Source organism: Marseilla massiliensis (assembly GCF_023336985.1).
Classification (GTDB): Bacteria; Bacteroidota; Bacteroidia; order Bacteroidales; family Bacteroidaceae; genus Prevotella; species Prevotella intestinigallinarum.
Genome location: NZ_JAMBLP010000001.1, coordinates 71,183 through 95,237, shown reverse-complemented (window position 1 = coordinate 95,237; position 24,055 = coordinate 71,183). Strand labels below are relative to the sequence as shown.

16 protein-coding genes are annotated in these 24,055 nt (G+C 57.4%); 6 read left to right on the top strand and 10 right to left on the bottom strand.

Going from position 1 to position 24,055, the window contains the following annotated elements; genetic code table 11:
• Positions 1 to 47: 47 nt before the first annotated feature.
• Positions 48 to 2,756 (bottom strand): TonB-dependent receptor, encoded by a 2,709-nt coding sequence (locus M3089_RS00340; RefSeq protein ID WP_249081165.1) that lies wholly within the window; start codon positions 2,754 to 2,756, stop codon positions 48 to 50.
• Between the two features lie 637 nt (positions 2,757 to 3,393).
• On the opposite strand from M3089_RS00340, the gene M3089_RS00335 reads away from it, so the two are divergent.
• A complete protein-coding gene (locus M3089_RS00335; RefSeq protein WP_249081163.1) occupies positions 3,394 to 3,912 on the top strand; it encodes a GNAT family N-acetyltransferase in 519 nt (172 codons plus the stop codon).
• Between the two features lie 239 nt (positions 3,913 to 4,151).
• On the opposite strand, the gene hutI is transcribed toward M3089_RS00335, so the two are convergent.
• The 6 genes from hutI to M3089_RS00305 all read right to left on the bottom strand — a co-directional run bounded on the left by hutI (position 4,152) and on the right by M3089_RS00305 (position 11,787).
• Positions 4,152 to 5,390, bottom strand: a complete 1,239-nt coding sequence (gene hutI, locus M3089_RS00330) for an imidazolonepropionase (RefSeq protein WP_249081161.1) — start codon at positions 5,388 to 5,390, stop codon at positions 4,152 to 4,154.
• Positions 5,374 to 6,864 (bottom strand): histidine ammonia-lyase, encoded by a 1,491-nt coding sequence (gene hutH, locus M3089_RS00325; RefSeq protein WP_249081159.1) that lies wholly within the window; start codon positions 6,862 to 6,864, stop codon positions 5,374 to 5,376. Before hutH ends, hutI begins: the two co-directional genes overlap by 17 nt.
• Positions 6,865 to 6,888: 24 nt before the next feature.
• Positions 6,889 to 8,910, bottom strand: coding sequence for a urocanate hydratase (locus M3089_RS00320; RefSeq protein WP_249081343.1), 2,022 nt, complete (start codon positions 8,908 to 8,910; stop codon positions 6,889 to 6,891).
• A 14-nt stretch (positions 8,911 to 8,924) separates the two neighbouring features.
• Positions 8,925 to 10,640 (bottom strand): glutamate formimidoyltransferase, encoded by a 1,716-nt coding sequence (gene ftcD, locus M3089_RS00315; protein WP_249081157.1) that lies wholly within the window; start codon positions 10,638 to 10,640, stop codon positions 8,925 to 8,927.
• A 116-nt stretch (positions 10,641 to 10,756) separates the two neighbouring features.
• Positions 10,757 to 11,416 (bottom strand): 7-cyano-7-deazaguanine synthase QueC, encoded by a 660-nt coding sequence (gene queC / locus M3089_RS00310; protein ID WP_249081155.1) that lies wholly within the window; start codon positions 11,414 to 11,416, stop codon positions 10,757 to 10,759.
• Positions 11,413 to 11,787 carry a RidA family protein gene (locus tag M3089_RS00305; protein WP_205108772.1) on the bottom strand — a complete coding sequence of 125 codons (375 nt, stop codon included), beginning with the start codon at positions 11,785 to 11,787 and terminating at the stop codon, positions 11,413 to 11,415. The genes queC and M3089_RS00305 overlap by 4 nt, the downstream gene beginning before the upstream one ends.
• 829 nt (positions 11,788 to 12,616) lie before the next feature.
• On the opposite strand from M3089_RS00305, the gene M3089_RS00300 reads away from it, so the two are divergent.
• The 4 genes from M3089_RS00300 to M3089_RS00285 all read left to right on the top strand — a co-directional run bounded on the left by M3089_RS00300 (position 12,617) and on the right by M3089_RS00285 (position 18,288).
• Positions 12,617 to 13,864 carry a phosphoglycerate kinase gene (locus M3089_RS00300; protein ID WP_249081154.1) on the top strand — a complete coding sequence of 416 codons (1,248 nt, stop codon included), beginning with the start codon at positions 12,617 to 12,619 and terminating at the stop codon, positions 13,862 to 13,864.
• A 91-nt stretch (positions 13,865 to 13,955) separates the two neighbouring features.
• On the top strand, positions 13,956 to 14,768 hold the full coding sequence (locus M3089_RS00295) for an RsiV family protein (RefSeq protein ID WP_249081153.1): 813 nt from the start codon (positions 13,956 to 13,958) through the stop codon (positions 14,766 to 14,768).
• A 721-nt stretch (positions 14,769 to 15,489) separates the two neighbouring features.
• Positions 15,490 to 17,322 carry an SLC13 family permease gene (locus tag M3089_RS00290; protein WP_249081151.1) on the top strand — a complete coding sequence of 611 codons (1,833 nt, stop codon included), beginning with the start codon at positions 15,490 to 15,492 and terminating at the stop codon, positions 17,320 to 17,322.
• 180 nt (positions 17,323 to 17,502) lie between these two features.
• Positions 17,503 to 18,288, top strand: a complete 786-nt coding sequence (locus M3089_RS00285; protein WP_249081149.1) for a Cof-type HAD-IIB family hydrolase — start codon at positions 17,503 to 17,505, stop codon at positions 18,286 to 18,288.
• Positions 18,289 to 18,802: 514 nt separating this feature from the next.
• Here the strand turns inward: M3089_RS00285 and M3089_RS00280 are convergent.
• The 3 genes from M3089_RS00280 to M3089_RS00270 form a co-directional block, all read right to left on the bottom strand.
• On the bottom strand, positions 18,803 to 20,002 hold the full coding sequence (locus tag M3089_RS00280) for a site-specific integrase (protein WP_249081148.1): 1,200 nt from the start codon (positions 20,000 to 20,002) through the stop codon (positions 18,803 to 18,805).
• Positions 20,003 to 20,922: 920 nt separating this feature from the next.
• Positions 20,923 to 21,435 (bottom strand): GNAT family N-acetyltransferase, encoded by a 513-nt coding sequence (locus M3089_RS00275; RefSeq protein WP_249081146.1) that lies wholly within the window; start codon positions 21,433 to 21,435, stop codon positions 20,923 to 20,925.
• A 110-nt stretch (positions 21,436 to 21,545) separates the two neighbouring features.
• Entirely contained in the window at positions 21,546 to 22,145 is a 600-nt protein-coding gene (locus M3089_RS00270) for an HD domain-containing protein (RefSeq protein ID WP_205108758.1), read from the bottom strand.
• Positions 22,146 to 22,417: 272 nt separating this feature from the next.
• On the opposite strand from M3089_RS00270, the gene M3089_RS00265 reads away from it, so the two are divergent.
• The gene (locus M3089_RS00265) at positions 22,418 to 24,055 is read left to right on the top strand and encodes an alpha-L-fucosidase (protein ID WP_249081144.1); all 1,638 of its coding nucleotides are present in this window, start codon (positions 22,418 to 22,420) and stop codon (positions 24,053 to 24,055) included.

The window sequence follows — 24,055 nt, the reverse complement described above, 5'->3', positions numbered from 1 at the left end:
AATAATTAGTTGAATGTCGTTTTGTTGTACTCTCTTTATGTCTGTTTTCAAAAACTATATGTAAGTCCCAGGCTCAGGTCGATGCCCTTGCGGTATTTGCTCAGCACCACCTCTTCGCCCGTGGCGTTGCCATTTCGTGTGAGCTGACGGGCCGAGTTGAGCAGGTTTCGGGCCTTGAAGTTGATGCCGAAATGGCTTCCGAGCTTGCCCGATGCCACAAAGTCGAGCGTAGGTATGCCGTTTTCCACAATGTCCTGGTAGCCTTCAGTGCCGATGGTGTATATCCTGTCGCTGAAATAGTTGAACACCACAGCGGCGTTGAACGAGTTGGCCCCCGTGCGCAACATGTATGTGAGGTCGGCGTTGACAATCCACGGCGCAGCGCCTTCGAGCTGCGAACCAGACGGGTCGGTGGCCAGCGGAACCTTTGCGCAGGTGTATGTGTATGCGCCGTTGACGCCGAACGTGAGCCTGCTCAGGCCTCCGTCCTTGCGCGGCGTTGAGAAGATGTGCTTCTTGAGCTCCACCTCGACGCCTGCCGCCGTGGCGTGGTCGGAAATGTTCTCATACGACAGGAAGCCGCCCGCACTGGCTATCTCGATGCGCGATATCGGCCGCTTGATGTATTTGTAGAACCCGGTCACGGAGAATATCTCAGACGGAGAGAGGTAGTAATCCCACTTCAGGTCGAGGTTGTAGTTGTCTGACGGCTGCAGGTCGGGGTTACCCTGGCTGTTGAAACTCACGCTGACGTAGCGGAAAGGCGATATCTCCTTGGCCTGCGGCAGGGTGTAGGTCTTGCTCGCCGCAAGGCGCAGCGTGTGCTTGTCGGTGAGGTCGTAGCGCAGGTTGAGGCTCGGCAGGACATACGACTTGTCTATCTCTTGCTCGCCCTGGCTGCCGCCACGGTTGACGTTGTAGGCCACGCGGAGCAGCACATCGTCGTATTTCAAGCCCACATTGGCCGTGAACAGCGGTGTAAACTGGTATGTTGCCTCGGCGAAAACAGAGTGCACGTTCTTCTTTACCGAATACTCGTCGACATTCCTGTCGAGCTGGAAAGCACCGCCGGCAAAGTTGTCTTGGTTGAAATAGTCGTCAAACCTGACGTCGTCGATGTCGAAGGCGTCTTGCCTCACCACCGACATGTCGTACTCTACGGCCTCAAACGAGTCGTCTACAATGCGCCCAATATACCCCAGCTGCACGTTGGAGTGCTGTTCGAACCCATCTTTCAGCTTATATGTGAGCGCCGCCCTTAGGTTGAGGTCTTTCTCGTCGAGTTCAGAGAAATAACGCTGCTGTATGCCCGTTCCCTTCATTGGCACATATCCCGAGGCTGTCTTCACAAGGTTGTTGATGCGCCTGTCGGGCTCGTTGCCGCTAATTGTGTTGTAAGCCACGCCTGCGTCGAGGTCGAGGTTGGTGCCTATCTGCCATTTGGTCGACAACTGGTTTACAAGCAGCATGTTGTCGTTGACCTGCTGCCGGCGCATGAACCCCTCGTAGGTGTCTGACGACTGATAGTCGGCATCCATGCCCAAGTAGTCGCCCACCGACTCTTTTGTAGAGTGCACCATCATGAAGTTGTAGCCAATGCGGTGCTTGCTGCCAATGCCGTAGCTCAGGTTGGCCATGGCTATCTGGCTGGTCTCCACCTCCGATATGTTGCCGGTCATGTCTTGCGAGAGCGTTCCGCTGGTGATTGAGTTGCGCACCTCTTCGTCGTAATGCGAGAAGTTCTTGTTGTGCCCGGCCACGACGAAAAACCTGAGCGGGTTGTTGCCCACGGTAAACTCGCGCCCTCCTGATATGTAGTAGCTCTGGTTGACCTGCAAGCTGTGCTTGCTCGGGTCGAGCGAATTGCCGAATGTGTAGGCCCCCAGGTCGGCCCCGGGCTGCGACTTGTCGGCAAATCCGAAGGCGTTGACCCCGTCGAGCCTCATGAAGTCGGCCGACACGGTCTGCGTGTTCAGCCCGCCCGATATGCTTATGTCCAGCTTTCCGTCGCCGGTGAGCTCCTTCGATGTGATGTTGATGTCGGCTCCGGCCACGTCGGAAGGTATGTCGCTGTAGAACGCCTTGTTGACGTCTATCGACTGTATGATGTCTGTCGAGAAGAAGCCAAGGGCAATGTTCTTGTACTCGGGGTCTTCCGACGGAACGGGAAACCCGTTGAGCGTGGTCATGTTATAGCGGTCGCCGAGGCCGCGCACAAACACATTCTTCACCCCTTCCTGCTTGGATATGCCCGACACCTTGGCCACTGCGGCCTCGGCATCGCCCACTCCCTTGCGCGACAGCTCCTGGGCGCCCACCGACTGAACGGCTATCACGGCGGCCTTCTGCTCCATCAGCGTCACGTTTTCCGACTCGCGGTTGGCCCGCGACACCACAACGACATCGGCCAGCTTGTGCTCGTCGCTCTCAAGCTCCATGTCGAGAGTGGTCAGCTTGTCGTCTTCTATCTTCACCTGCCGCTTTACTGCTGTCTTGTAGCCCACATATTTTATCTCAATGTCATATATGCCGTCGGCTATGCCCGACAGCCTGTAGTTGCCTTCGGCGTCGGTCACAGTTGCAATGTTACTCCCAACAATCTTCACCGTAGCCCCGATGAGAGGCTCTTTCGACTTGCCGTCCTTGATGCTGCCCTTCACATTGACACCCTGGACAACGGCGTCGACGGCAAAAACGCGTGTGGCCAGAAGCGACGTGAGGGCGGCTGCACCCATCATTCTCTTAAATACTTTCATCTTGCATTTACAACTCTGATTTCTGCCTGCAAAGGTCGGCATTCATCATTACAACTCATTGTCGCCGAAATGAACATTGGTTTACGGAAACGTTGCTTTGTGCTTAACGGCTGTTACACGGTGTTTTCATTTTTGGGCAAGATGTTACAATGGCTTGGCATTACTGAAAAAAATGGGCCATCAACGCCACTGCCCGGGCCCGTGGCGGGGCCGGCTGCCGGGGGTGACGCACTGCCCGGCTGGCAAATCCATACCGGCCATCCAACCGCCGTGGATGAGCGCTGCAGCGTTTCACGGCTTCTCGCTTTGGCCCCTTATGCCAGATTGCATGTGAATAGGGCCGTTCGGCAGCGCGGAACGGCCCGTATGGCAATCTGACACGGGCCGTTTTGCGTTGCAAAAAGGCCCGTTTTACAACACTCTGGTTGCCAATGTGTTACGCAGATGCGAAAGGCGGGCGGAATGGCACGGCTGTCACCCACCGACCTTTACAGCGCTGCAACAATGGCAGGGCATGGCCACCGCAACGACATGCTTGGTCCGGAATAGGTGGCTTTGACGCTTGCAGGTGATGGCTATTATTCGTAACTTTGCCTTTACTTACCCAATGTTTTACGCTAAAACAATACAACGACTCATGGAAAGGCATCAAATTATGACACGGCGGGCCACTGTTGGCGACCTGCCCGGGATAAAAGAGCTGTTCAGGCGCGCCGTGGCCGGCGTGGACAACAAGTATTATAATAATGAGGAAAAAGCCGACTGGGCTGCCTGCGCCGACAAGCCGGGGCACTGGGAGCAACTTGTAGACACGTGCTTTTTCATCGTTGCCACGTCTGCCGACGGACGCATTACAGGCTTCGCGGCAATAAACGGCAATGGACTACTTGAACTTATGTATGTAGACAGGGCATGCAAAAGACAGGGAATTGGCAGCGCCATGCTCTACGAACTGGAGGATTACGCCCGGGGCAAGGGCCTTAAGGAGATAAGGGCAGACGTGAGCTACGCCGCCGAGGGGTTTTTCAAGAACAAGGGATATGTGGTCTTGAAGAAGCAGGAGCGCAAGGCCGTAAACATGGTAATGGGCAATCTGCTGATGATGAAGAGGCTGGTAGCTGGCAATGGGCACGCTGACAGACGGGAACAAGACTGACCACAATGGCCACCTTATGCCTGAACGACTTGGCACTACGGACTGTAACCTCCCACAAAAGATTTGATGCAGTTGCCTCAACATGCCACGAAACATCGCCAGGCGTGTTGAGACAACTGCATCAAAACATATTTAACTACCCGCAGGCCAACCGACGCGGCAATGCCGGAGGGCATCACGCACACACGCCCGACGGCACATGCCGCCACCGCCGGCGTGCCCCGGGAAAGCCAACGGCGCTAAACAATCTCCTCACCCCCGAGGAACACCCTGCTAACAATGGGCGTGGTGTAAGCATACGGGATGAAATCTACAGACGGCATTGGCTCTGTAACGAAGAAATTGGCCACCTTGCCAACGTCTATTGAACCGTAATCGGCACTCAGGCCCATGGCGCACGCGGCGTTGATGGTGGCGGCGTTGATGGCCTCAGACGGCAGCAGCCGCATCTTGATGCATGCCAGCGACACCACAAACTTCATGTCGCCCGATGGCGTTGAGCCCGGGTTGTAGTCGCTGGCCACGGCCACAGGCAGTCCGCTGTCAATCATCTTGCGCGCCGGGGCGTAAGGCATGTTCAGGAAAAACGACGTGCCCGGCAATGCCGTCGGCATGGTGATGCTGCCGCGCAAAACGCCAAACTCGTCTTCACGCATGTTCTCCAGATGGTCGACAGACAGTGCGCCACGCTCCACCCCGACTTGCAAGCCGCCAATGGAAGCCAGCTCGTCGACGTGAATCTTTGGGCGCATGCCCCACGGCGCTGCCGCATCGAGAATGCGGGCAGTGTCTTCGGGGGTGAAGAAACCCTCGTCGCAGAACACGTCGACAAAGTCGGCCAGACGCTCACGGCCCACCTCCGGAATCATCTCGTTTACCACAAGGTCTACATACTCGGCGTGGCCGTAACCCCTGCCGATGGCATGGGCGCCGAGAAACGTGGACACTATGCGGGCCGGGACGCTCTCGCTGATGCGCCTGATTACGCGGAGCATCTTGAGCTCGTCGGCCGTATTGAGCCCGTAGCCGCTCTTTATCTCCAAGCAGCCGGTGCCCTTCTTCATGACCTCGCGCACGCGGCGCATGGCCTGGGCGTACAGTTCGTCCTCGCTGAGCGTGTGCAACAGGTCGGCCGAGTTGAGTATGCCGCCGCCCCTGCGGGCTATCTCGGCATAGCTCAGGCCGCGAATCTTGTCGACAAACTCGCCCTCACGGCTGCCTGCATACACCACGTGGGTATGTGGGTCGCACCACGACGGCAACACCATGCCTCCGCGGGCGTCGACCACAACGTCGGCCCGCAGCCCCTCCGGCGGCATGTCGTCCATGCCGCCGAAGGCTGCAAAGCGTCCGTCGTCTGCAAGCAGCCAGGCATTGTCGAGCGTGTTCAGCCCGGACATCTCGCTTCCGCAAAGCCTCAACTTGCCGCCTATGCCTGTACCGACAAGCGTGGATATGTTCTCAACGAGCAGGCGCATTGTTCCTGATGAAATCTATTGAATGACTGATATGCGGGAACATCACCTCGTCGTTGACAATGAACGGAACCACACGACGGTAGGCAGCGTATACCGACTCGATGGGCTCCGACGACTTCAACGGGCGGCGGAAGTCGAGGGCCTGGGCGGCATTGAACAGCTCGATGGCCAGCACGCGCTCTGTGTTGAGCACCACCTGGTGCAGCTTCAGCGCCGCATTGGCTCCCATGCTTACGTGGTCTTCCTGGCCTTGGCTTGACGGTATGCTGTCGACAGACGACGGAGTGCACAGGCTTTTGCTCAGGCTCACTATCGAGGCCGCCGTATACTGGGTAATCATGAAACCGCTGTTGACGCCCGGGTTGGCCACGAGGAAACTCGGAAGTCCGCGTGTGCCCGACACGAGCTTGTAAATGCGGCGCTCCGATATGTTGGCCAGCTCACTGACGGCAATGGCCAGGAAGTCCATGGGCAGGGCGATAGGCTCGCCGTGGAAGTTGCCCGCCGAGATGATGATGTCGTCGTCCGGGCACACGGTCGGGTTGTCGGTGGCCGAGTTTATCTCCGTGTCTATCACCGACTCCACGTAGGCCAGCGTGTCTCTCATGGCCCCATGCACCTGCGGTATGCACCTGAACGAATACGGGTCTTGCACATACCCCTTCGGCTTGGCAACAATCTCGCTGCCATCAAGAAGCTCGCGCATGCGCTGAGCGGTGAATATCTGGCCGCGATGCGGGCGCACCTGGTGCACGGCATCGATAAAAGGCTCGACGAGTCCGCAATAGGCATCGAGCGACATGGCCGCTATGGCATCGGCCCAATCGGCCAGCCGCTTGCTGTTGAGTATGGCCCACACGGCGTAAGCGCTCATGTTCTGCGTGCCGTTGAGCAATGCCAAACCCTCCTTCGAGGCCAACTGTATTGGCTTCCAGCCGTTTTTGCGCAATGCCTCGGCCGCGCCCATCACCTTGCCGCGATATTCCACCTCGCCAAGGCCTACAAGAGGAAGGCACAGGTGGGCCAGCGGCACAAGGTCGCCGGAAGCTCCCAGTGAGCCCTGCTGGTAGACAACGGGATATACATCGCTGTTGAAGAAGTCGACAAGGCGCTCTACCGTGTCGAGCTTGCAGCCCGAATAACCGTAGCTCAACGACTGCACCTTGAGCAGAATCATTATCTTCACAATCTCGTTGGGCACGCGGTCACCCGTACCGCAGGCGTGCGACATCATGAGGTTTATCTGCAATTGCGACAGCTGGTCGTTGCCGATGGACACGTTGCAGAGCGAACCGAAGCCCGTGGTGACACCGTATATGGGCACATTGCTCTCTGAAATCTTCTTGTCGAGATACTCGCGGCAGCGCATTATGCGGTTGCGCGCATCGTCACTGAGCCTCAACTTGTAACCCTTGTCTATTATTTCGCCGATGCGTTCGATTGTCAGGTGCTCGGCAGATATTTCATGTACCATAACCGTTTCGATAAAAATACAACATTAAGAACCAAATACTGAGTCGACAACGCTGTCGTCGACGATGTTGGGCATGGTGACCTTCAAGCCCGGGGTGCGCTCCATCTCGCGCACGATGCTGTGCATGGAGCCCTCGTTGCGGGCCCAGCTGCGACGGGCTATGCCGTTGTTGACATCCCAGAACAGCATCTCGCGTATGTGACGGTCGCTGTCGTCACCACCGTCGATGACCATGCCGAAACCGCCGTTGATGACTTCTCCCCAGCCTACTCCGCCGCCGTTGTGCAGCGACACCCACGTGGCCCCGCGGAAAGAGTCGCCAATCACGTTCTGCACGGCCATGTCGGCGCAGAACTGCGAGCCGTCGTAGATGTTGCTGGTCTCACGGAATGGCGAATCGGTACCCGACACATCGTGATGGTCGCGGCCAAGCACTACGGGTCGACTGATTTCTCCCCGGCGTATGGCCTCGTTGAAAGCAAGGGCTATCTTGGTGCGCCCTTCGGCGTCGGCATAAAGGATGCGCGCCTGCGAACCGACCACGAGATGGTTTGGCCCGGCCTCTTTTATCCAGTGGATGTTGTCGTCCAACTGGTGCTTTATCTCCTCGGGCGCAGTCTTGCGGATGCCTTCCAGCACAGCCGTGGCTATGCGGTCGGTAGCCTCGAGGTCCTTCGGGTCGCCCGAGGTGCACACCCATCGGAATGGGCCGAAGCCGTAGTCGAAGAACATCGGGCCCATGATGTCCTGCACGTATGACGGATAGCGGAAGCGGCCGTCGGCCCCCATGATGTCGGCCCCGGCCCGCTGCGACTGCAGGAGGAAGGCATTTCCGTAGTCGAAGAAGTACATGCCGCGCTCCGCCAGCCTGTTGATGGCTGCAACCTGGCGGCGCAGCGAAGCCTGCACCCGCTCGCGGAAGGCGGCCGGATTGGCTGCCATCATCTCCTTCGACTCCTCGAGCGTCATGCCCACGGGATAGTAACCGCCGGCCCACGGGTTGTGGAGCGAAGTCTGGTCGCTGCCCAGGTCGACCTTGATGCCCTCGTCGGCGAGGCGCTCCCACAGGTCTACCACATTGCCGACGTAGGCCATCGACACAGCCTTGCGCTCGCCCACAGCCTTGCGTATTGCCGGCATGAGCTCGTCGAGGTTGTCGTGCAGCTCGTCAACCCACCCCTGGTCGTAGCGTTTCCGGGCCGCCAGGGGGTTGATTTCTGCCACCACACTGACCACCCCGGCTATGTTTCCGGCCTTTGGCTGTGCTCCCGACATGCCTCCGAGTCCCGACGACACGAACAGCATGCCGCGTATGTCAGAGCGGCCCGGCTCCTTTGTCATCTGCATGCGGGCAGCGTTGAGCACGGTGATCGTGGTGCCATGGACGATGCCCTGCGGCCCAATGTACATGTAAGACCCGGCAGTCATCTGCCCATACTGGCTGACGCCGAGGGCGTTGAAGCGCTCCCAGTCGTCGGGCTTCGAGTAATTCGGTATGACCATGCCGTTGGTCACAACCACCCTTGGAGCATTCCTGTGCGAGGGGAAGAGGCCGAGCGGATGGCCCGAATACATCACCAGCGTCTGCTCATCGGTCATTTCGCTGAGGTATTTCATGGTCAACCGGTACTGCGCCCAGTTCTGGAAGATGGCCCCGTTGCCCCCGTAGACAATCAGTTCGTGCGGGTGCTGCGCCACAGCGGGGTTGAGATTGTTCTGTATCATGAGCATTATAGCTGCGGCCTGGAGCGAGCGATGAGGGTATTCGTCAATCGGACGGGCATACATCTCGTACTTCGGGCGGAAGCGGTACATGTATATCCGCCCATACGTCTCAAGCTCGTCGGCAAACTCCGGGGCAAGCACAGCGTGGAATTTCTTGGGGAAATACCTCAGCGCATTGCGCAAGGCCAGCTTCTTCTCAGCCGGTGTGAGTATGTCCTTGCGCTTTGGCGCATGGTTGATTTCAGTGTCGTATGGCATCGGTTCGGGCAATACGTCGGGTATGCCGGCCCGTATCTCTGCAGCAAATTGTTCCTTGTCCATAATCATTATTATCATTAATCCTTGTTTATCACCTTGTTCACCATATCTATAATGGCAGCCTCGGCCCCGCAGGCCTCGGCCATGAGCCTGTCGGCCTCGGCCACGAGTCCGTCGGCCACGCCCTTGTCCTTGAGCGAAGCGGCGTTGATTTTCACGTTCAGTCCGGCTCCCATCACTGCGGCGCGCGCGGCCAGAGCCCCCACTCCTGCGTCTGACACGCTGTTGGGGTTGCCCTGCTCCACCATTGCCCTGCACAGCTCAAACACCTTCGACGACGCCTTCATTGTCTCGAGCGGCACCTGTGCCGCAAACAACGTGGCCCGCTGAATGGCCTCGGAGCGCAGTTTCTTGTCTTCGTCGGTAGCCTTAGGCATAGAGAAAGCCGCCATGATGCGGTTGAAGGCCTCTGTGTCTTCATCGACAAGGCGCAGCAGCTCGGTCTCAATCTCTACTCCCTTCTCAGCCCAGACGCCGAATTCCTCCCAGCGGTCATCCCATCCCGGCTTGTGGGCCGAGAGGTTTGCCACCATCGTACCGAGCGCGGCGCCCAGCGCCCCCATGTAAGCCGACACCGAGCCGCCGCCTGGTGCCGGCGACTCACGCAGCGTTTCGTCGGCAAATCCCTCCACGGTCATTGCCGTCAGCCGGCCCTCATGGTTCTCGCCGGCGGCGAGCAGGTACTCTATTACCTTCTCTTCGGGCACGAAAGGCTTAAGGTCGTCGAGTCCGAGCGACTTCACCGCGATGTTCAGTATGTCGCCCTTTGGTATGCCGCACGAGCGGTGTTGCTTTTTCAGGAAATGCTTGCCGGCATCAATCAGCGAATGCTCCGGCACGAGGCCCACTATCTCTGTGCCCGTGACACGCAGCCCCCTGGCCTCTGCACAGCGGCATACCTCCTCGAAGGCCACGTGGAGCGGGGTGACATTGACGTTGGTGATGTTCATCGAAACCTGCGCAATGCCATACTCCTTGATAAACCATCCGATGGCCTTTGTGCACTTCAACGTACCGGGACGCATCACCGGATTGCCCTCGGCATCGCGCACAATGGGCCCCGTGATGGGGTTGCCCGTACGCTCGGGTCGCCCCTTCTCCCTCACGTCGAAGGCCACGGCATTGGCCCGCCTCGTGGAAGTGGTGTTGAGGTTGAAGTTGACCGCTATCAGGAAATCGCGCGCTCCGACCACCGTGCAGCCCGTGCGCGCCATGTCATCGTCGTATGGCCGGTAGCCGAAGTCGGGTCGCTCGGCCTCGTCGCCGAGCCGTTCGGCGATGGCCTCATACTCACCCTTGCGGCAAACGGCAAGGTTGGCCCGCCCGGGGCGCAACGCCGCAGCCTCGTAGCAATAGCACGGTATGCGCAATTCGGCAGCTATGCGCTCGGCCAGGCCGCGCGCGAGCTCGGCACACTCTTCGAGCGTTATGCCGCTCACCGGCACCAAAGGCAACACGTCGGTGGCCCCGATGCGTGGATGGGCGCCGTGGTGCTGCCTCATGTCAATCAGTTCGCCGGCCTTGCGCACGGCCTTGAAAGCCGCCTCGACCACAGCCTCCGGCTCGCCCACAAAGGTGACCACCGTGCGGTTGGTGGCCTCGCCCGGGTCGACATCCAGCAGCCTTACGCCGTCGGTAGACTCAATCTCGCTTGTTATCTGCTTTATTACTCCCATGTCGCGCCCCTCGCTGAAGTTGGGCACACACTCTATAATCCGTTTAATACTGGCCATAATCTTTTTGTAGTTTTAGGTTATCGGCGGCCGGGCCGCCATGGCCCGCCGCCGTTGAAAGTCAGTTAAAAGCCCCGCCCCGTGCCATCGGCAGACAGCTACGCGGTCGGGCCCTGTCAGTCGTCATACTCGGTATGGTCGTCAATGCCGGCGGCAGCCAATGCCTCCCTGCGCTCTACGCAGGTGCCGCAACGGCCGCAATGGCGCTCGCCGCCTTTGTAGCACGACCACGTCTGGGCATAGTCAATGCCCAGCGCCTTGCCCTTCAGGGCGATGTCGGCCTTGGTCAGGCCGGTGTAAGGCCCTTCGACGCGCACGCCCTCGTAAGTGCCGGCCACGGCAGCGGCATCCATGGCCGCGATGAACGCGGGCCTGCAGTCGGGATAGATGGCATGGTCGCCACCATGGTTGGCCAGCAACACGCGCCTGAGCCCGTTGCTCTCGGCCAGCCCCACGGCAATGGCAAGCATGATGCCATTGCGGAAAGGCACCACGGTCGACTTCATGTTGGCCTCGGCATAGTGCCCTTCGGGAATGGCGTCGGCCCCTTCGAGCAGCGAACTCTTAAAGTGCTGGTGCATGAAACCGAGGTTGATGGTGACATGCGGGATGCCCAAGCGCCGGCAATGCATCTCGGCCAGGGGTATCTCGCGGGCGTTGTGGTTGCTGCCATAGTCGAAAGACACCCCCATGGCAATGCTGTCCTTCATGTCGTAGAGCAGCGTCACGCTGTCCATGCCGCCGCTAACCACTATCAGAGCATCCTTGCCTGTCATCGCGCCGCAATCATTTCAATCTCCACCAAGGCACCCTTGGGCAAAGCCCTGACGGCAAACGCCGAGCGGGCGGGATAAGGCTCGCCGAAGAACTCGGCGTAGACCTCGTTCATGGCGGCGAAGTCGGCGATGTCTGACAGCAGCACTGTGGTCTTGACCACATTAGACAGCTCGAGCCCCGCAGAGCGGAGTATGGCCTGGGCGTTAAGTATCGACTGCCTGGTCTGCTCCTTCACCCCTCCTTCGGGGAAAGCCCCGGTGGCCGGGTCGATGGGCAGCTGGCCCGATGCGTACACAAATCCGTTTGCCTCAATTGCCTGGCTGTATGGCCCAATGGCTGCAGGCGCCTTTTCAGTAGTCAATGCTTTCATAATGATGTTCACATTTTATATTAATACTTACTCTTATTTTCCTTAAACCCGTGGCTGGCACAGGGCGTTGTGAGCACGCGCCCGATTGTGCATAAACTATTGCACAAAGATAGCATTTCTTCCGCGAACTGCCAAGAATAAGGCGAACTATTTTTACACCGGCGGTAATGCAGCGTGCCGCAACGCCCATTGCGCCGTCATCCGAAGCCCACCGCGGCCCGCCTGCCAAGGCCCGAAGCCACGTCGCCCGGTGCCGCAAGGCAGCATGGCGACAACCGTGCCGCCCCAGTCACATGCGCCCTGGCGGTTGAGCCATGGTCGTGGCGGCAAGCGGCAACTTGGCCTGAGGTAAGGGGAGGAGCAGGTGGCTTACGGTTGTGGCGGGCGGTATCATTTGTTTACAATATCAAGGGAGGGGCGCAATACGGGCCGTCCTATCCTGCCGTACGGCCCGTTTTATGTTGCCAAACGGCCCATACGGCGATGCACCGCGGGCCGTATGGCAACACGGCAAGAGACCTGGCCGCAACAGACTGACGGCCAGCACGATGGCCAACCTGACGGCGCGGCATGGCAGCGGTGACTTTATGTTTACACGATGCCGGCCCGAGGCATTGGCGGCCGTGGGCTGCCCCCGGCGGCACGCCAGTCTGTGGCGGGGCCTGAAAGCAGTCGGCCGACATGCCATTTTTGCAAAGCGGAAGTTGCATTTGAATGTAAATGCCGTAAAAAATATATAAAAACTCGACCGGCATGGCCCAAATGTTAATTATAATCGCTAACTTTGCGTTCGCAAAAACAAGAAGTTCAATCAAATTACAATACAGCTATGAATATCGATCAGTTCAACTTTGCCGGCAAGAAGGCAATTGTCCGCGTGGACTTCAACGTGCCACTGGACGAGAATGGTAACGTAACGGACGAGACTCGCATACGCGGCGCGCTCCCCACACTGAAGAAGGTGCTGGCCGATGGCGGCGCGCTCATCATGATGAGCCACATGGGCAAGCCCAAAGGCAAGGTGAAGAAAGAGCTTTCTCTCTCGCAGATTGTCAATAATGTTTCGGCAGCCCTGGGCGTCGAAGTCAAGTTTGCACCCGACTGCGCCAACGCCGACGCCGAGGTGGCCGCCCTGAAGCCGGGCGAGGCACTGCTGCTCGAGAACCTCCGCTTCTACCCCGAGGAGGAAGGCAAGCCCGTGGGCATTGACAAGGAAGACCCGAAATACGACGAGGCAAAGAAAGAGATGAAGGAGCGCCAGAAGGCTTTCGCCAAGAAACTGGCCTCGTATGCCGACTGCTACGTGATGGACGCATTCGGCACCGCACACCGCCGCCACGCCTCGACAGCCGTAATAGCCGACTACTTCGACGCAGACCACAAGATGCTGGGCTACCTGATGGAGAAGGAGGTGAAGGCCGTAGACAACGTGCTGAGCAACATCAAGCGCCCGTTCACCGCAATCATGGGCGGCTCAAAGGTGTCGACAAAAATCGGAATCATCGAGAACCTGCTCGGAAAGGTTGACAACCTCATCCTCTGCGGCGGCATGACATACACCTTCGCCAAGGCACAGGGAGGCAAGATTGGCAACTCCATCTGCGAAGACGACAAGCTCGACGTGGCCCTCGACGTGATGAAGAAAGCCAAGGAGAACGGAGTGAACCTCGTGCTGGGCACCGACTGCATAGCTGCCGACGCATTCTCTAACGATGCCAACACCCAGGTTTGCCCCTCCGACAACATTCCTGACGGATGGGAAGGCCTCGATGCCGGCCCCGAGACGCGCAAGGCATTCGCCGACGCCATCAAGGACGCCAAGACAATACTGTGGAACGGCCCTGCCGGTGTGTTTGAGTTCGACAACTTCATCGGCGGCTCGAAGGCCATTGCAGACGCCATTGCAGAGGCAACGGCCAACGGAGCGTTCTCGCTCATCGGTGGCGGCGACTCTGTGGCCTGCATCAACAAGTTCGGCATGGCCGACAAGGTGTCGTACATCTCCACAGGCGGAGGAGCACTGCTCGAGGCCATCGAGGGCAAGGTGCTTCCGGGCGTAGCCGCCATCAAGGGCTAATCGGCACGCCTGAGCATTAAAGAACACCATATCAAAGGCAGCCCGGCCAGCAAGCGCGGGCTGCCTTTTAACAATAAAACCCATACTGACAATGAGAACTAACTTTATCAGCATAGTCTTTGCATCGGCCATGGCCGCCGCATGCGGAAACACACAGGCAACACAAGAGGGATTCACAACCGAACCGGCAAAGTACGAAAACAAAAGCCACGCATCTGACGTGACGCTTCTGGCCGACTATCCCAAAAGCGGCAATGCAACACTTACCAACGCCGTATGCGAGTATATCAGCGAGCAGCTGGGCGGCACTTACACCGGCCCGCTGACCAGCAGCGACTCCATAATGGCCTACTACGGCAACGGACAGACAACACGACTCAACGAGCTGGCCAAGGACATGCAGGGCTCGGCAGCCGCTCCGCTGTACTACAAGCAGGAGATAAAGGTGGCCGCCGAGACCGACACGTATGTGACTTACACCGACTTCAACGAACAGTTCCTCGGCGGGGCGCATGGAAGCCACTCGATGAGCGGCATCACTTTCCGCAAGTCCGACGGACGGCGCTTCGGATATGAGATGCTGCGCAATACCAACACCGAGGACTTCAGGAAACTGCTCAAAATGGGACTGAAGCAGTATGTTGAGTCGACGGGGCAGAAGGTGAACGACGACAAGCAACTGGCAGAGGTGCTGTTCATCAACAACGACGTCAACTACCTGCCGCTGCCTGAGACACCACCGTACCTGACGGAAAAAGGCATGGCCTTCATCTACCAGCCGTACGAAATAGCGCCGTATGCCGTGGGGAGCATCTCGTTTACCATTCCATACGAAAACCTGAAGCCGTTCCTTACCGAGACGGTCAACAAACTGCTCGCCACACAAGGCAACGCCAAGCAATGACGCAACCGCCTGCGCCGAAACGGCTACGGGCAAGGCATGGCGGAACACGGCCGACGGGCGGGCTGCATGGCCCGACACATGCCCAAAAGCCATGGCGCACCACACAATGGCGCGCGGAACAGACAGCAAACCACTATCTTGCAAACAGCGAAACAGCAAGACGACAATACCGAAAGGCCATGGCACACTGGTGCCATGGCCGCTTCGGACTAACAAAAGGCCATGGCCGGGAAGCCCCCTGACGGTGGCTGTCACGGCGGGACGATATCGCCATTTGCGCATACAGCAACACCAAAACTACACAATACCGCACAGGCACGGCCTGAAAGGATAACTCAAGGCCAACAGGCCTCACGGCCCGAAGGCCACAAAGCCCGCACCAACACGCGGGCAGCGACAAGACCGCGTGGCGGCATCAAGACACAAGACAAACGGGCAGACAAATCAAAAAGCCGTAGATGCCGCCCCACACACATTGTTTTCCGAGCGCGGCAACACCGGCCATGTCAGGCGGAAACCACAAAGGCGCCAAGGCACAAGCAAGCCGGAGCCAACGCAAGGCCCACAGCCAGACACGCCACCACGGGCCCCAACGCGGCCACCGGCGCTGCAGACTGAAACACCAAGGCACGGGCCACTCTCTCGACCATGCTAACAGAAACAAGCATTATGCCCATACCAACAGCAACTTAACAAACAAGCAGAAAACAACGAATAGCAAATGACAGCAACACTCATCATCCTTGCGCTTACTGTCGTGATGTTCATCATAGGCAAGATACGCGCCGACATAGTGGCCCTTTGCGCCCTCACAGCACTAATCCTGCTCGGAATACTCACCCCCGAGGAAGCCCTTGCCGGCTTCTCGTCTACAGTCATCATCATGATGGTGGGCCTGTTTGTGGTTGGCGGAGCCATCTTGCAGACCGGCCTGGCCAAGGCCGTGAGCCAGAAGATAATGAAGCTGGCCGCCGGCAGCGACACACGGATGTTTCTACTGGTGGTCATAGTGACCTCGGCCATAGGCGCCTTCGTAAGCAACACCGGCACCGTGGCGCTGATGATGCCCATAGTGGTGAGCATGGCTGTGCAAAGCGGCACGCAACCCGCGCGCCTGCTCATGCCACTGGCGTTTGCAAGCAGCATGGGAGGCATGCTCACGCTCATCGGTACCCCGCCCAACCTCGTCATACAGGATGCGCTCACGGCGGCAGGCTATGAGCCATTGGAGTTCTTCTCGTTCTTCCCCGTGGGCGTAATCTGCATAATAACGGGCATCGTGGTGATGCTGCCGCTCAGCAAGAAGTTCCTATACAAGAAGAAAGGCAGCGGCAAGCACAACTCCGGCAGGGGCAAGACTCTCGACGACTTGGTAAGCGAATACAACCTGAGCAACGCCCTGAGGCGCTACAGAATAAAGCAACACTCGGCAATAGCCGGCAAAAGCGTGGCCGAGCTTGACCTGCCCGGACGCTACGGACTGTCGATTCTCGAGATTCGCAACGAAAGCTCTGACCGGAGCGGACTGATACGCAACGTCACGCAAAGCCTTGCATCGCCGGAGAGCATACTGACTGCCGGCGACATAATATACCTGACGGGCGACACGGCCAAGATGTCGCAATTTGCCAGCGAGAACCGAATGGAAGAACTGGACAACAACAGCATCGACTTCTACGACATCGGCATATCCGAGATTGTGCTCATGCCTACTGCGCGAATCATTGGGATGCCACTGCGCAAATCGGGCTTCCGCGAGCGCTATAGCATCAATGTGCTTGGCATAAAGCGCAACAATGACTACATAATGAACGACCTGCCGCAGGTGAAACTGCAGTCGGGCGACGTGCTGCTCGTGCAGGGCAAGTGGAGCAACATCGCACAGCTCGACGACGACGAGACCGACTGGGTGGTGCTCGGGCAGCCTGAGAAGCAGGCCTCGCAGGTTACTCTCGACTACAAGGCGCCAGTGGCCGCCATAATAATGCTGCTGATGATAGCGGCCATGGTGTTCGAGTTCATTCCCATCGCGCCGGTGACGGCTGTCATGGCAGCGGCGCTGCTTATGGTCATAACGGGGTGCTTCCGCAACGTCGAGGCTGCCTACAAGACCATCAACTGGGAGAGCATCATGCTCATAGCGGCCATGATGCCCATGTCGGTGGCACTCGAGAAGACGGGCACATCGGCCCTCATATCCCACTCGCTGGTGTCGTCGCTCGGCTCAATGGGCCCCACGGTGCTGCTGGCCGGCATATACTTCACCACGTCGCTGCTCACAATGTTCATCAGCAACACGGCAACGGCGGTGCTCATGGCCCCAATAGCCATGACATCTGCCACGGAAATCGGCGTAAGCCCGTATCCGTTTCTCTTCGCCGTGACGCTGGGGGCAAGCATGTGCTTTGCCTCGCCGTTCTCGACACCGCCCAACGCCCTTGTAATGCACGCCGGTGAATATACCTTCAGCGACTACATCAAGGTGGGACTGCCACTGCAAATCATCATCGGCATAGTGATGGTGTTCGCCCTGCCGCTGCTCTTCCCGATGTGACAAGGACCCCGGCGGCCGTGGCCCGGGCGGCGAAAGCATGGGCGCACGGCCCTGACACGCCCCCACCCGCCTACTGCCGCCCCAAAGCCACAGCTGCACGCGGTGATGCAGGCATGCCGGCGAGACGCATACACTCAAAATACATCAACAACAGAAAACAACCAACAAACATTCAAAACTGTGATTCGCAGCATATTTTTAGACATCGACGGTACGCTTGTGAGCTTCAATACCCACACCATACCCACGTCAACCGTCGACGCCCTCGCCCGCGCAAAGGACAACGGGGTGGGAATTTACATATCAACAGGGCGGCCGAAACTGCTCATCAACAACCTCGGGCAGATTGAAGACCTCATCGACGGATACATAACCACCAACGGGGCCTTATGCATAAAGGGCGAAACCACGGTTTACTGCAACCCTGTGCCCCAGTCGGACATAGACGCCATATTGGCCGACAGCATTGCCTCCGACTACGCCTGCCTGGTGGCCGGCGAGCGCGATGTGGTGCTGGTGAATGCCAAACAGGTGTTCACCGATGTGTTCGTCAATCAGCTCAACGTGACCAACATCGACACCTCGCTGCCCCTGAGCGCCCTCAACGGCCAGCGCATACTGCAGTTTTCGCCGTTCATCGACGCCAAGCGGGAAGCGAGGCTCATGCAGCTGATGCCCAACTGCGTCTCCGGCCGGTGGCACCCGGCTTTCTGCGACATAACGTCGAGCATGGCCGACAAGGGCAAGGGGCTCGAAAAGATGGCCGAGTACCTTGGGCTCGACATTGCCGAGACGATGGCTTTCGGCGACGGCGGTAACGATATTTCCATACTGCGGCGGGCCGGCGTGGGCGTGGCCATGGGCAATGCGGGCGACGATGTGAAGCAGGCTGCCGACTACGTGACCTCGCACGTTGATGACAACGGCATACGCAACGCCCTGATGCACTACGGGGTGATTGACTGAGCAAGGGCTGCAGCGCCCCAAGGCCGCCAAGGCCGCCACTCCCTAAGAGCGGGAGGCTTTAGCCGCACGGCATGGCCGGGGCCACGGCAAGCAAGACTGATGACTGCTGCAGCAACAGACACCGGCGACCGAATGGCGAGCCACATGAGGCGCAACGGCCTTATGGCGATGGCCGCAGGGCCGCACCGGCAACGCCGACATAGCGCCTCGATGATGCCGGCACACACAGGCCAAGCCACCGTACTGCGGAATATACGGTATGAACGATGCCCAACACACAGCCCGGCAGTGGCATTCAACTGGCCTGCGGCAACGGCAGACATAATAAAATCAAGCCTTGTTTCGGTGTGCGACGGCCGTCGCACACCGAAACAAGGCTTGATTTTTGATACGGAAAACGGGCAGTGTCGCGGGCCTCCCACACCCGGTTGGCTTGCCCATGCCTGCCGGAAGTAAGCGCAATGCCCGCCCGCAGGCCATTGCAACCTGTACCGGCAGCCCGGGCGGGCAGCCATCAGAGCTTGTGAAGTATCATGCCGTTGGCCGTATCGACAACCGAATTGTCGAGCGAGGCAAGGTAAAGGCGGGTGGTGTTCTCGGAGTCATGCCCCATCCCCTCGCTGATCACGCCCAGCGGTATGTCCTGGCTGTTGGCCGCGCTGGCCCACGAATGGCGCGCCACATACATGGTGAGCCCCGAAGTAACCCCAATCATGGCTCCAACCTCCTTAAGCTTGTGGTTTACCAAATGGAGCGCGCTCTCATACTGACGGCGCTCATTGTTGCTACGCTTTATTATCGGCAGCAACCTTCCGTTTTCTGCGCCGGGATACTTGTCGACAATGTCCTGCATGCAGGGCTCCCACTTTATGTAAAGCGTCTGGCCGGTCTTGCGCCGGCGGTATGACAGCACGCCGTTCTGAATGCTGTCGCGGTCGAGGTAAGCCATGTCTAAAAACGACATGCCGCGGGTGTAGAAACTGAACAAGAACATGTCGCGGGCAAACTCAAGCGACGAGTCCGATGTCAAGTCGATATCCTTCATGCGCTTCACAAGGCCGAAAGGCAGGGCATGCTTCACGGTCTTGTCAACCCCTGTGTACACGTTGTCAAACGGGTTGGCCTGCGAGGTGAGCCCGCTGTCGACGGCCCTGTTGTAGGTGGCCCGCAGTATGCGCATGTAAAAAGAGATGGTGTTCTTCTTCAACCCCCTCTTCTTCAGGTAGGCCTCATAATGTACGATGAGGTTGGAGTTCATGGCATCCAACGTGACATCAACCTGGTTTCTGAACTCCATAAAGCTACGCAGGGCCGAATCGTAGGTCTCGGCTGTGCGCATCCGCCCCTGCTTGCGCAACTTGGCAATGACGCCGTTCATAAACACAGAGAACGACAGGCTTGCATCCTGCCTGTGATATGAGTGCACAACCATGTCGGCCGTGTAAGGGCCATGGCTGTCGAGCGAGGCCACTACGTTGTCGAGCAAAGCCTTCTCGCGCCTTATGTCCTCGCCTATGCCATGCACCTCTGCAGCACGGGCTTCGCCCTCGCCAAGCTCTGCCGGCATCGACGAACCATCATCCCACTCATTGCTGTAAAGCCTGTAGCCTGTGCCTATCTGCCTGACTACCCTATTTTGTATTACCTGAAAGTAAACACTCCCCATTCCACCTTCCACTGTCGAAGGCCTGAACTTCACCTTTACTGATGCCATTCCATCAATTATTCTAAACTGTTATATACTTTAAAACGACCATGACGAATAGCCCGGCAACGTTGAGTGCCTGAATGCACCATGCATGCCCTGCATCAACCAACTGCCATCCGGCTCGAAATATGCAGGCCGGACTGAGGCAAGGGCCACCGTGAGGCTTGCTGCCGGGCTATGCCTTAGGGCTCAGGAACATGCTGCTTGAGCAATCCGAGCCAACTGTCGTCACCCTTTCGTTTTATGCAAAATTAGATATATATATATATGAAACAATGCGACTTACATTCCCACACATTGTCCTTTTTGTCTGAATGCGGTGGTTTGGGCTAATTGTGGCACCAATATGACTAATTGCAAAACACCATTAAAGCCACCTGCAGCGTAAAGTCCTGACACAAAGCGCACAAACACCATGATGAAACGGGATGTAGATAAACAAAAGCAACAGTAACGCAGTGGCTTTACTGCTGGTGATATGTGATTGGAAACTTAAACCAACGACAGAACGGATAGGGCCAACTAAGCCGCAGCAGTTGGTTCTATTACAATAATGATGTGGCAAAAAGAATACAGCAGACGATGTTGATTGGGTAACAGGGGAGCTACCGCTGGCGTAGCATGGGCATTGTATTACGATTCACTCACTGTCGCCCATCGGGCGCCGAATCGCCTTTTCCGCAACAACATCATGCTCGCCAAACGTTTCACACCATCTTGCCTGCTGATTGGCTGCCACATTGCCTTGGGGCAGCCAGCCATGCCCAGGGACATTACGGCAGGCAGGACATGTGGGGAAAAGGAAGCAATGGCTTGGGGAGATAACGGGCGATTGAAGACGGGCGGTGAATGCCGGCATGCGAGAAAAGGCCGGAGAACGCCGCTCTGCATGGAAAACAAGGCTCGTGGAGCCATGCGAATAGGCATCAGTCTATGTCGGCAGAAAATACGATGTGGCGCATATACTGCCCACGGTAGTGCCTGACTATTGTGCCTTCGGGGCGCATGCCTATACGGAATGCCACTTTTTGTGAAGCCACATTGGTTACTCTGATTATGGAATATAGCCTGTTGAAATGCAAGTTGGCCATGCCATAACAACGGCAAGCCATGGCAGCCTCGGCGGCATATCCATTGTGCCAGTGCCCACGGGCAAACAGATAGCCTATCTCCGGCACAGTCAAATCATTGTATTCTTGCATCGTTATGCCGCACTGCCCTATCATCTCGCCTGTATCATTCAGGCACACGGCCCACAGACCGAAACCAAGTTCGGCATAACGACGCAACTGTTTGTCAAGCCACGCCTCTGTCTCGGCCGCACAGAATGCTCCGCCATAAGCATACATCACGCCGTCGTCTTGCAACATAGCCGCCAATGGCATAAGGTCGGATGGCGACATTTCCCTTACCATCAGCCTCGCGGTAGACAATACCAACTTATCCGTTACTTTGTGAAAATAAAAAACATGCGGGCCACCCACCTGCACCCTGACAGACGAAACCGGCATGGCAGGCTACTGCCAGCAGTGACGGCAGGCACCGACGCTCAGCACTCAAGGATGTGGGCGGCCAGTGCATCGGCCGCCTGGAGTATGGCCACAAGCGGCACGTCGCTCGCGGCAGAGATGTTGCTCTTCGACTCGAAGCTCTGAAAAGACAAGTCCCACGCAGACATGTGCCAACGTATGGCCAGTATCTCGTCATTCGACAGCTCCAGGCCGAGGCGAAGCAGCATCACAACAGATTTCTCGCCATGGCCGAGGGGGAAGCGGGTGTAATCCACGTCGTAGCCGTCGTAGGCTTCCCAGCGGTTGTTGGCGTCCTTGCGGTATTTGGTTGTCTTGTGGTAAATGTTCGCCTTGCAAATGTCGTGAAGCAAGGAAGATATAACCACGCTGTCTACCTGAAGCCGCCCTTCTATGTCGGGACGCATGGCAATCATCTGCTCTCGCAGCATCATGGCGGTCCGGTAGACATTGAGCGAATGCTCGAGCAGGCCGCCGTCATGGCTCAGATGGCGGTTAACCGAAGCCGGAGCCTTGAAAAAACCCGCCTTGTCGAGGTAGTCGACCACACTGTCGATGCCGCTGCGACCGGTCGACTTCAACAGTGATATGTATTCTTCCCTTGCCGTATTTGCTGTCATAGGCTTGTTGTTATTGTATGAAACACTGTATCTGCAAAGGTATGAAATAAAGCCGAGAACGCAAAACCTTACAGCGGCAAAGTTTTGTGTGACAGGCAACTGTTGCCAACAAAAGCATACGAGAGCGGAAAGTGGGCGACTGACCAAGCCTTGAAGGCAAATACATAAGCGCACATTATGCCATTAGCGGGAAATGTTGTATCTTTGCACAAAGCAGTGCGTCCTTTGCCGACGTAGTGCAACGACTAACAATAACAACCTGAAAGAAACAGATGAAAAAACATTTGATTGCGGCACTATGCCTTTGCGCTGCCTTAAGTGGCGCGCATTCACAAGACTACAAAGTGAAAGTAGCAGAAACAGACGAGAAAATGGAACAAGGCAACTACCGCCCCTCGTGGGAGTCGCTGGCCAACCATGAGACGCCGGAATGGTTCCGCGACGCCAAGTTTGGAATATGGGCGCACTGGGGGCCGCAGTGCGTCGAGGCCAGCGGCGACTGGATGGCGCGGAAAATGTATCTCGAAGGCAGTTACCAATACAAGTACCACGTTGAGCACTACGGCCATCCGTCGGAGTTCGGATTCAAGGATATCCTGCCATTGTTCAAGGCGGAGCATTGGTCTCCCGACTCTCTCGTGGCATATTACAAGGCAATTGGGGCCAAATATTTCTTCGCCCTTGGCAACCATCACGACAACTATGACCTATGGGACAGCAAGTATCAGCCGTGGAACTCGATGAATATCGGCCCTAAACGCGACGTTCTCGGAGAATGGGCAGCAGCAGCCAGGAAAGCCGGCCTGCCTTTTGGCATTAGCCTGCACGCCGACCATGCATGGACATGGTACGAACCGGCACGGCGATACGACCGCAGCGGCGAGAAGATGGGAGTGCCATATGACGGATGGATGACAAAGGCCGACGGCGTGGGCAAGTGGTGGGAGGGCTACGACCCGCAAGACCTGTATGCCCAAGAACATACGCCAAGCAAAGCCACATGGGCAGACGGCATGATTCACCAACAATGGGCATGGGGCAACGGTGCAAGTCTGCCATCTCAGAAATTTGTCACCAACTTTTACAACAGAACCCTCGACGCCATCAACCGCTACGACCCCGACTTGCTGTATTTCGACGCCACGGTGATGCCGTTCTACCCGATAAGCGACGCTGGGCTGAAGATTGCCGCCCACTTCTACAACCACAACGAGAAAATGAACAAAGGCAAGGCCACTGCCGTGATGTTCGGCAAAATACTGGACGAACAACAACGCAAAGCCATCACATGGGACGTGGAACGTGGAGCACCGAGCAAGATGATTGAACAGCCTTGGCAAACATGCACATGCCTGGGCGACTGGCACTATAACACGCGCACTTACGAAAAAGGATATAAGTCGGCTGCATTGGTGGTGCGCCAGCTTGTGGACGTTGTGAGCAAGAACGGCAACCTGCTGCTCAGCGTGCCTCTGCGCGCCGACGGCACCTTCGACGAGAAAGAAAAGGCTATTCTCGACGAGATAGGCAGGTGGCTGAAGACAAACGGAGAGAGCGTTTACGGCACCCGTCCGTGGCTTGTGTTCGGTGAGGGCCCCATAGCTAAAAAAGGCATTGCGCTGAATGCGCAGGGCTTCAACGACTCGCAGTACCGGGATATGGACAGCCGCGAAATAAGGTTCACGCAGACTCGGAGGTACGTTTACGCCACATCAATGGCATGGCCAAAAGACGGAAAACTCACCATAACGTCGCTGGCTTCAGGCAACAAGCACATAGGCAAGACAATAAAAAGCGTTTACCTGCTTGGCTACGGCAAGCTGAAAGCGGTGCAGGATGCCGAAGGTCTGCACATCACACTGCCGAAAACAGCCAACAACATTGCACCGGTTGTGCGGATAATAAAGTGA

What these genes read in the sequence shown, in the direction of transcription:
- hutI (WP_249081161.1), bottom strand. Translation starts at nt 5,390, where the DNA reads ATGCGCCTGCTCGTTGAGAACATATCCACGCTTGTCGGTACAGGCATA.
- M3089_RS00290 (WP_249081151.1), top strand. Translation starts at nt 15,490, where the DNA reads ATGACAGCAACACTCATCATCCTTGCGCTTACTGTCGTGATGTTCATC.
- M3089_RS00305 (WP_205108772.1), bottom strand. Translation starts at nt 11,787, where the DNA reads ATGAAAGCATTGACTACTGAAAAGGCGCCTGCAGCCATTGGGCCATAC.
- M3089_RS00300 (WP_249081154.1), top strand. Translation starts at nt 12,617, where the DNA reads ATGAATATCGATCAGTTCAACTTTGCCGGCAAGAAGGCAATTGTCCGC.
- M3089_RS00335 (WP_249081163.1), top strand. Translation starts at nt 3,394, where the DNA reads ATGGAAAGGCATCAAATTATGACACGGCGGGCCACTGTTGGCGACCTG.
- M3089_RS00280 (WP_249081148.1), bottom strand. Translation starts at nt 20,002, where the DNA reads ATGGCATCAGTAAAGGTGAAGTTCAGGCCTTCGACAGTGGAAGGTGGA.
- M3089_RS00320 (WP_249081343.1), bottom strand. Translation starts at nt 8,910, where the DNA reads ATGGACAAGGAACAATTTGCTGCAGAGATACGGGCCGGCATACCCGAC.
- M3089_RS00295 (WP_249081153.1), top strand. Translation starts at nt 13,956, where the DNA reads ATGAGAACTAACTTTATCAGCATAGTCTTTGCATCGGCCATGGCCGCC.
- hutH (WP_249081159.1), bottom strand. Translation starts at nt 6,864, where the DNA reads ATGGTACATGAAATATCTGCCGAGCACCTGACAATCGAACGCATCGGC.
- M3089_RS00265 (WP_249081144.1), top strand. Translation starts at nt 22,418, where the DNA reads ATGAAAAAACATTTGATTGCGGCACTATGCCTTTGCGCTGCCTTAAGT.
- queC (WP_249081155.1), bottom strand. Translation starts at nt 11,416, where the DNA reads ATGACAGGCAAGGATGCTCTGATAGTGGTTAGCGGCGGCATGGACAGC.
- M3089_RS00270 (WP_205108758.1), bottom strand. Translation starts at nt 22,145, where the DNA reads ATGACAGCAAATACGGCAAGGGAAGAATACATATCACTGTTGAAGTCG.
- M3089_RS00340 (WP_249081165.1), bottom strand. Translation starts at nt 2,756, where the DNA reads ATGAAAGTATTTAAGAGAATGATGGGTGCAGCCGCCCTCACGTCGCTT.
- ftcD (WP_249081157.1), bottom strand. Translation starts at nt 10,640, where the DNA reads ATGGCCAGTATTAAACGGATTATAGAGTGTGTGCCCAACTTCAGCGAG.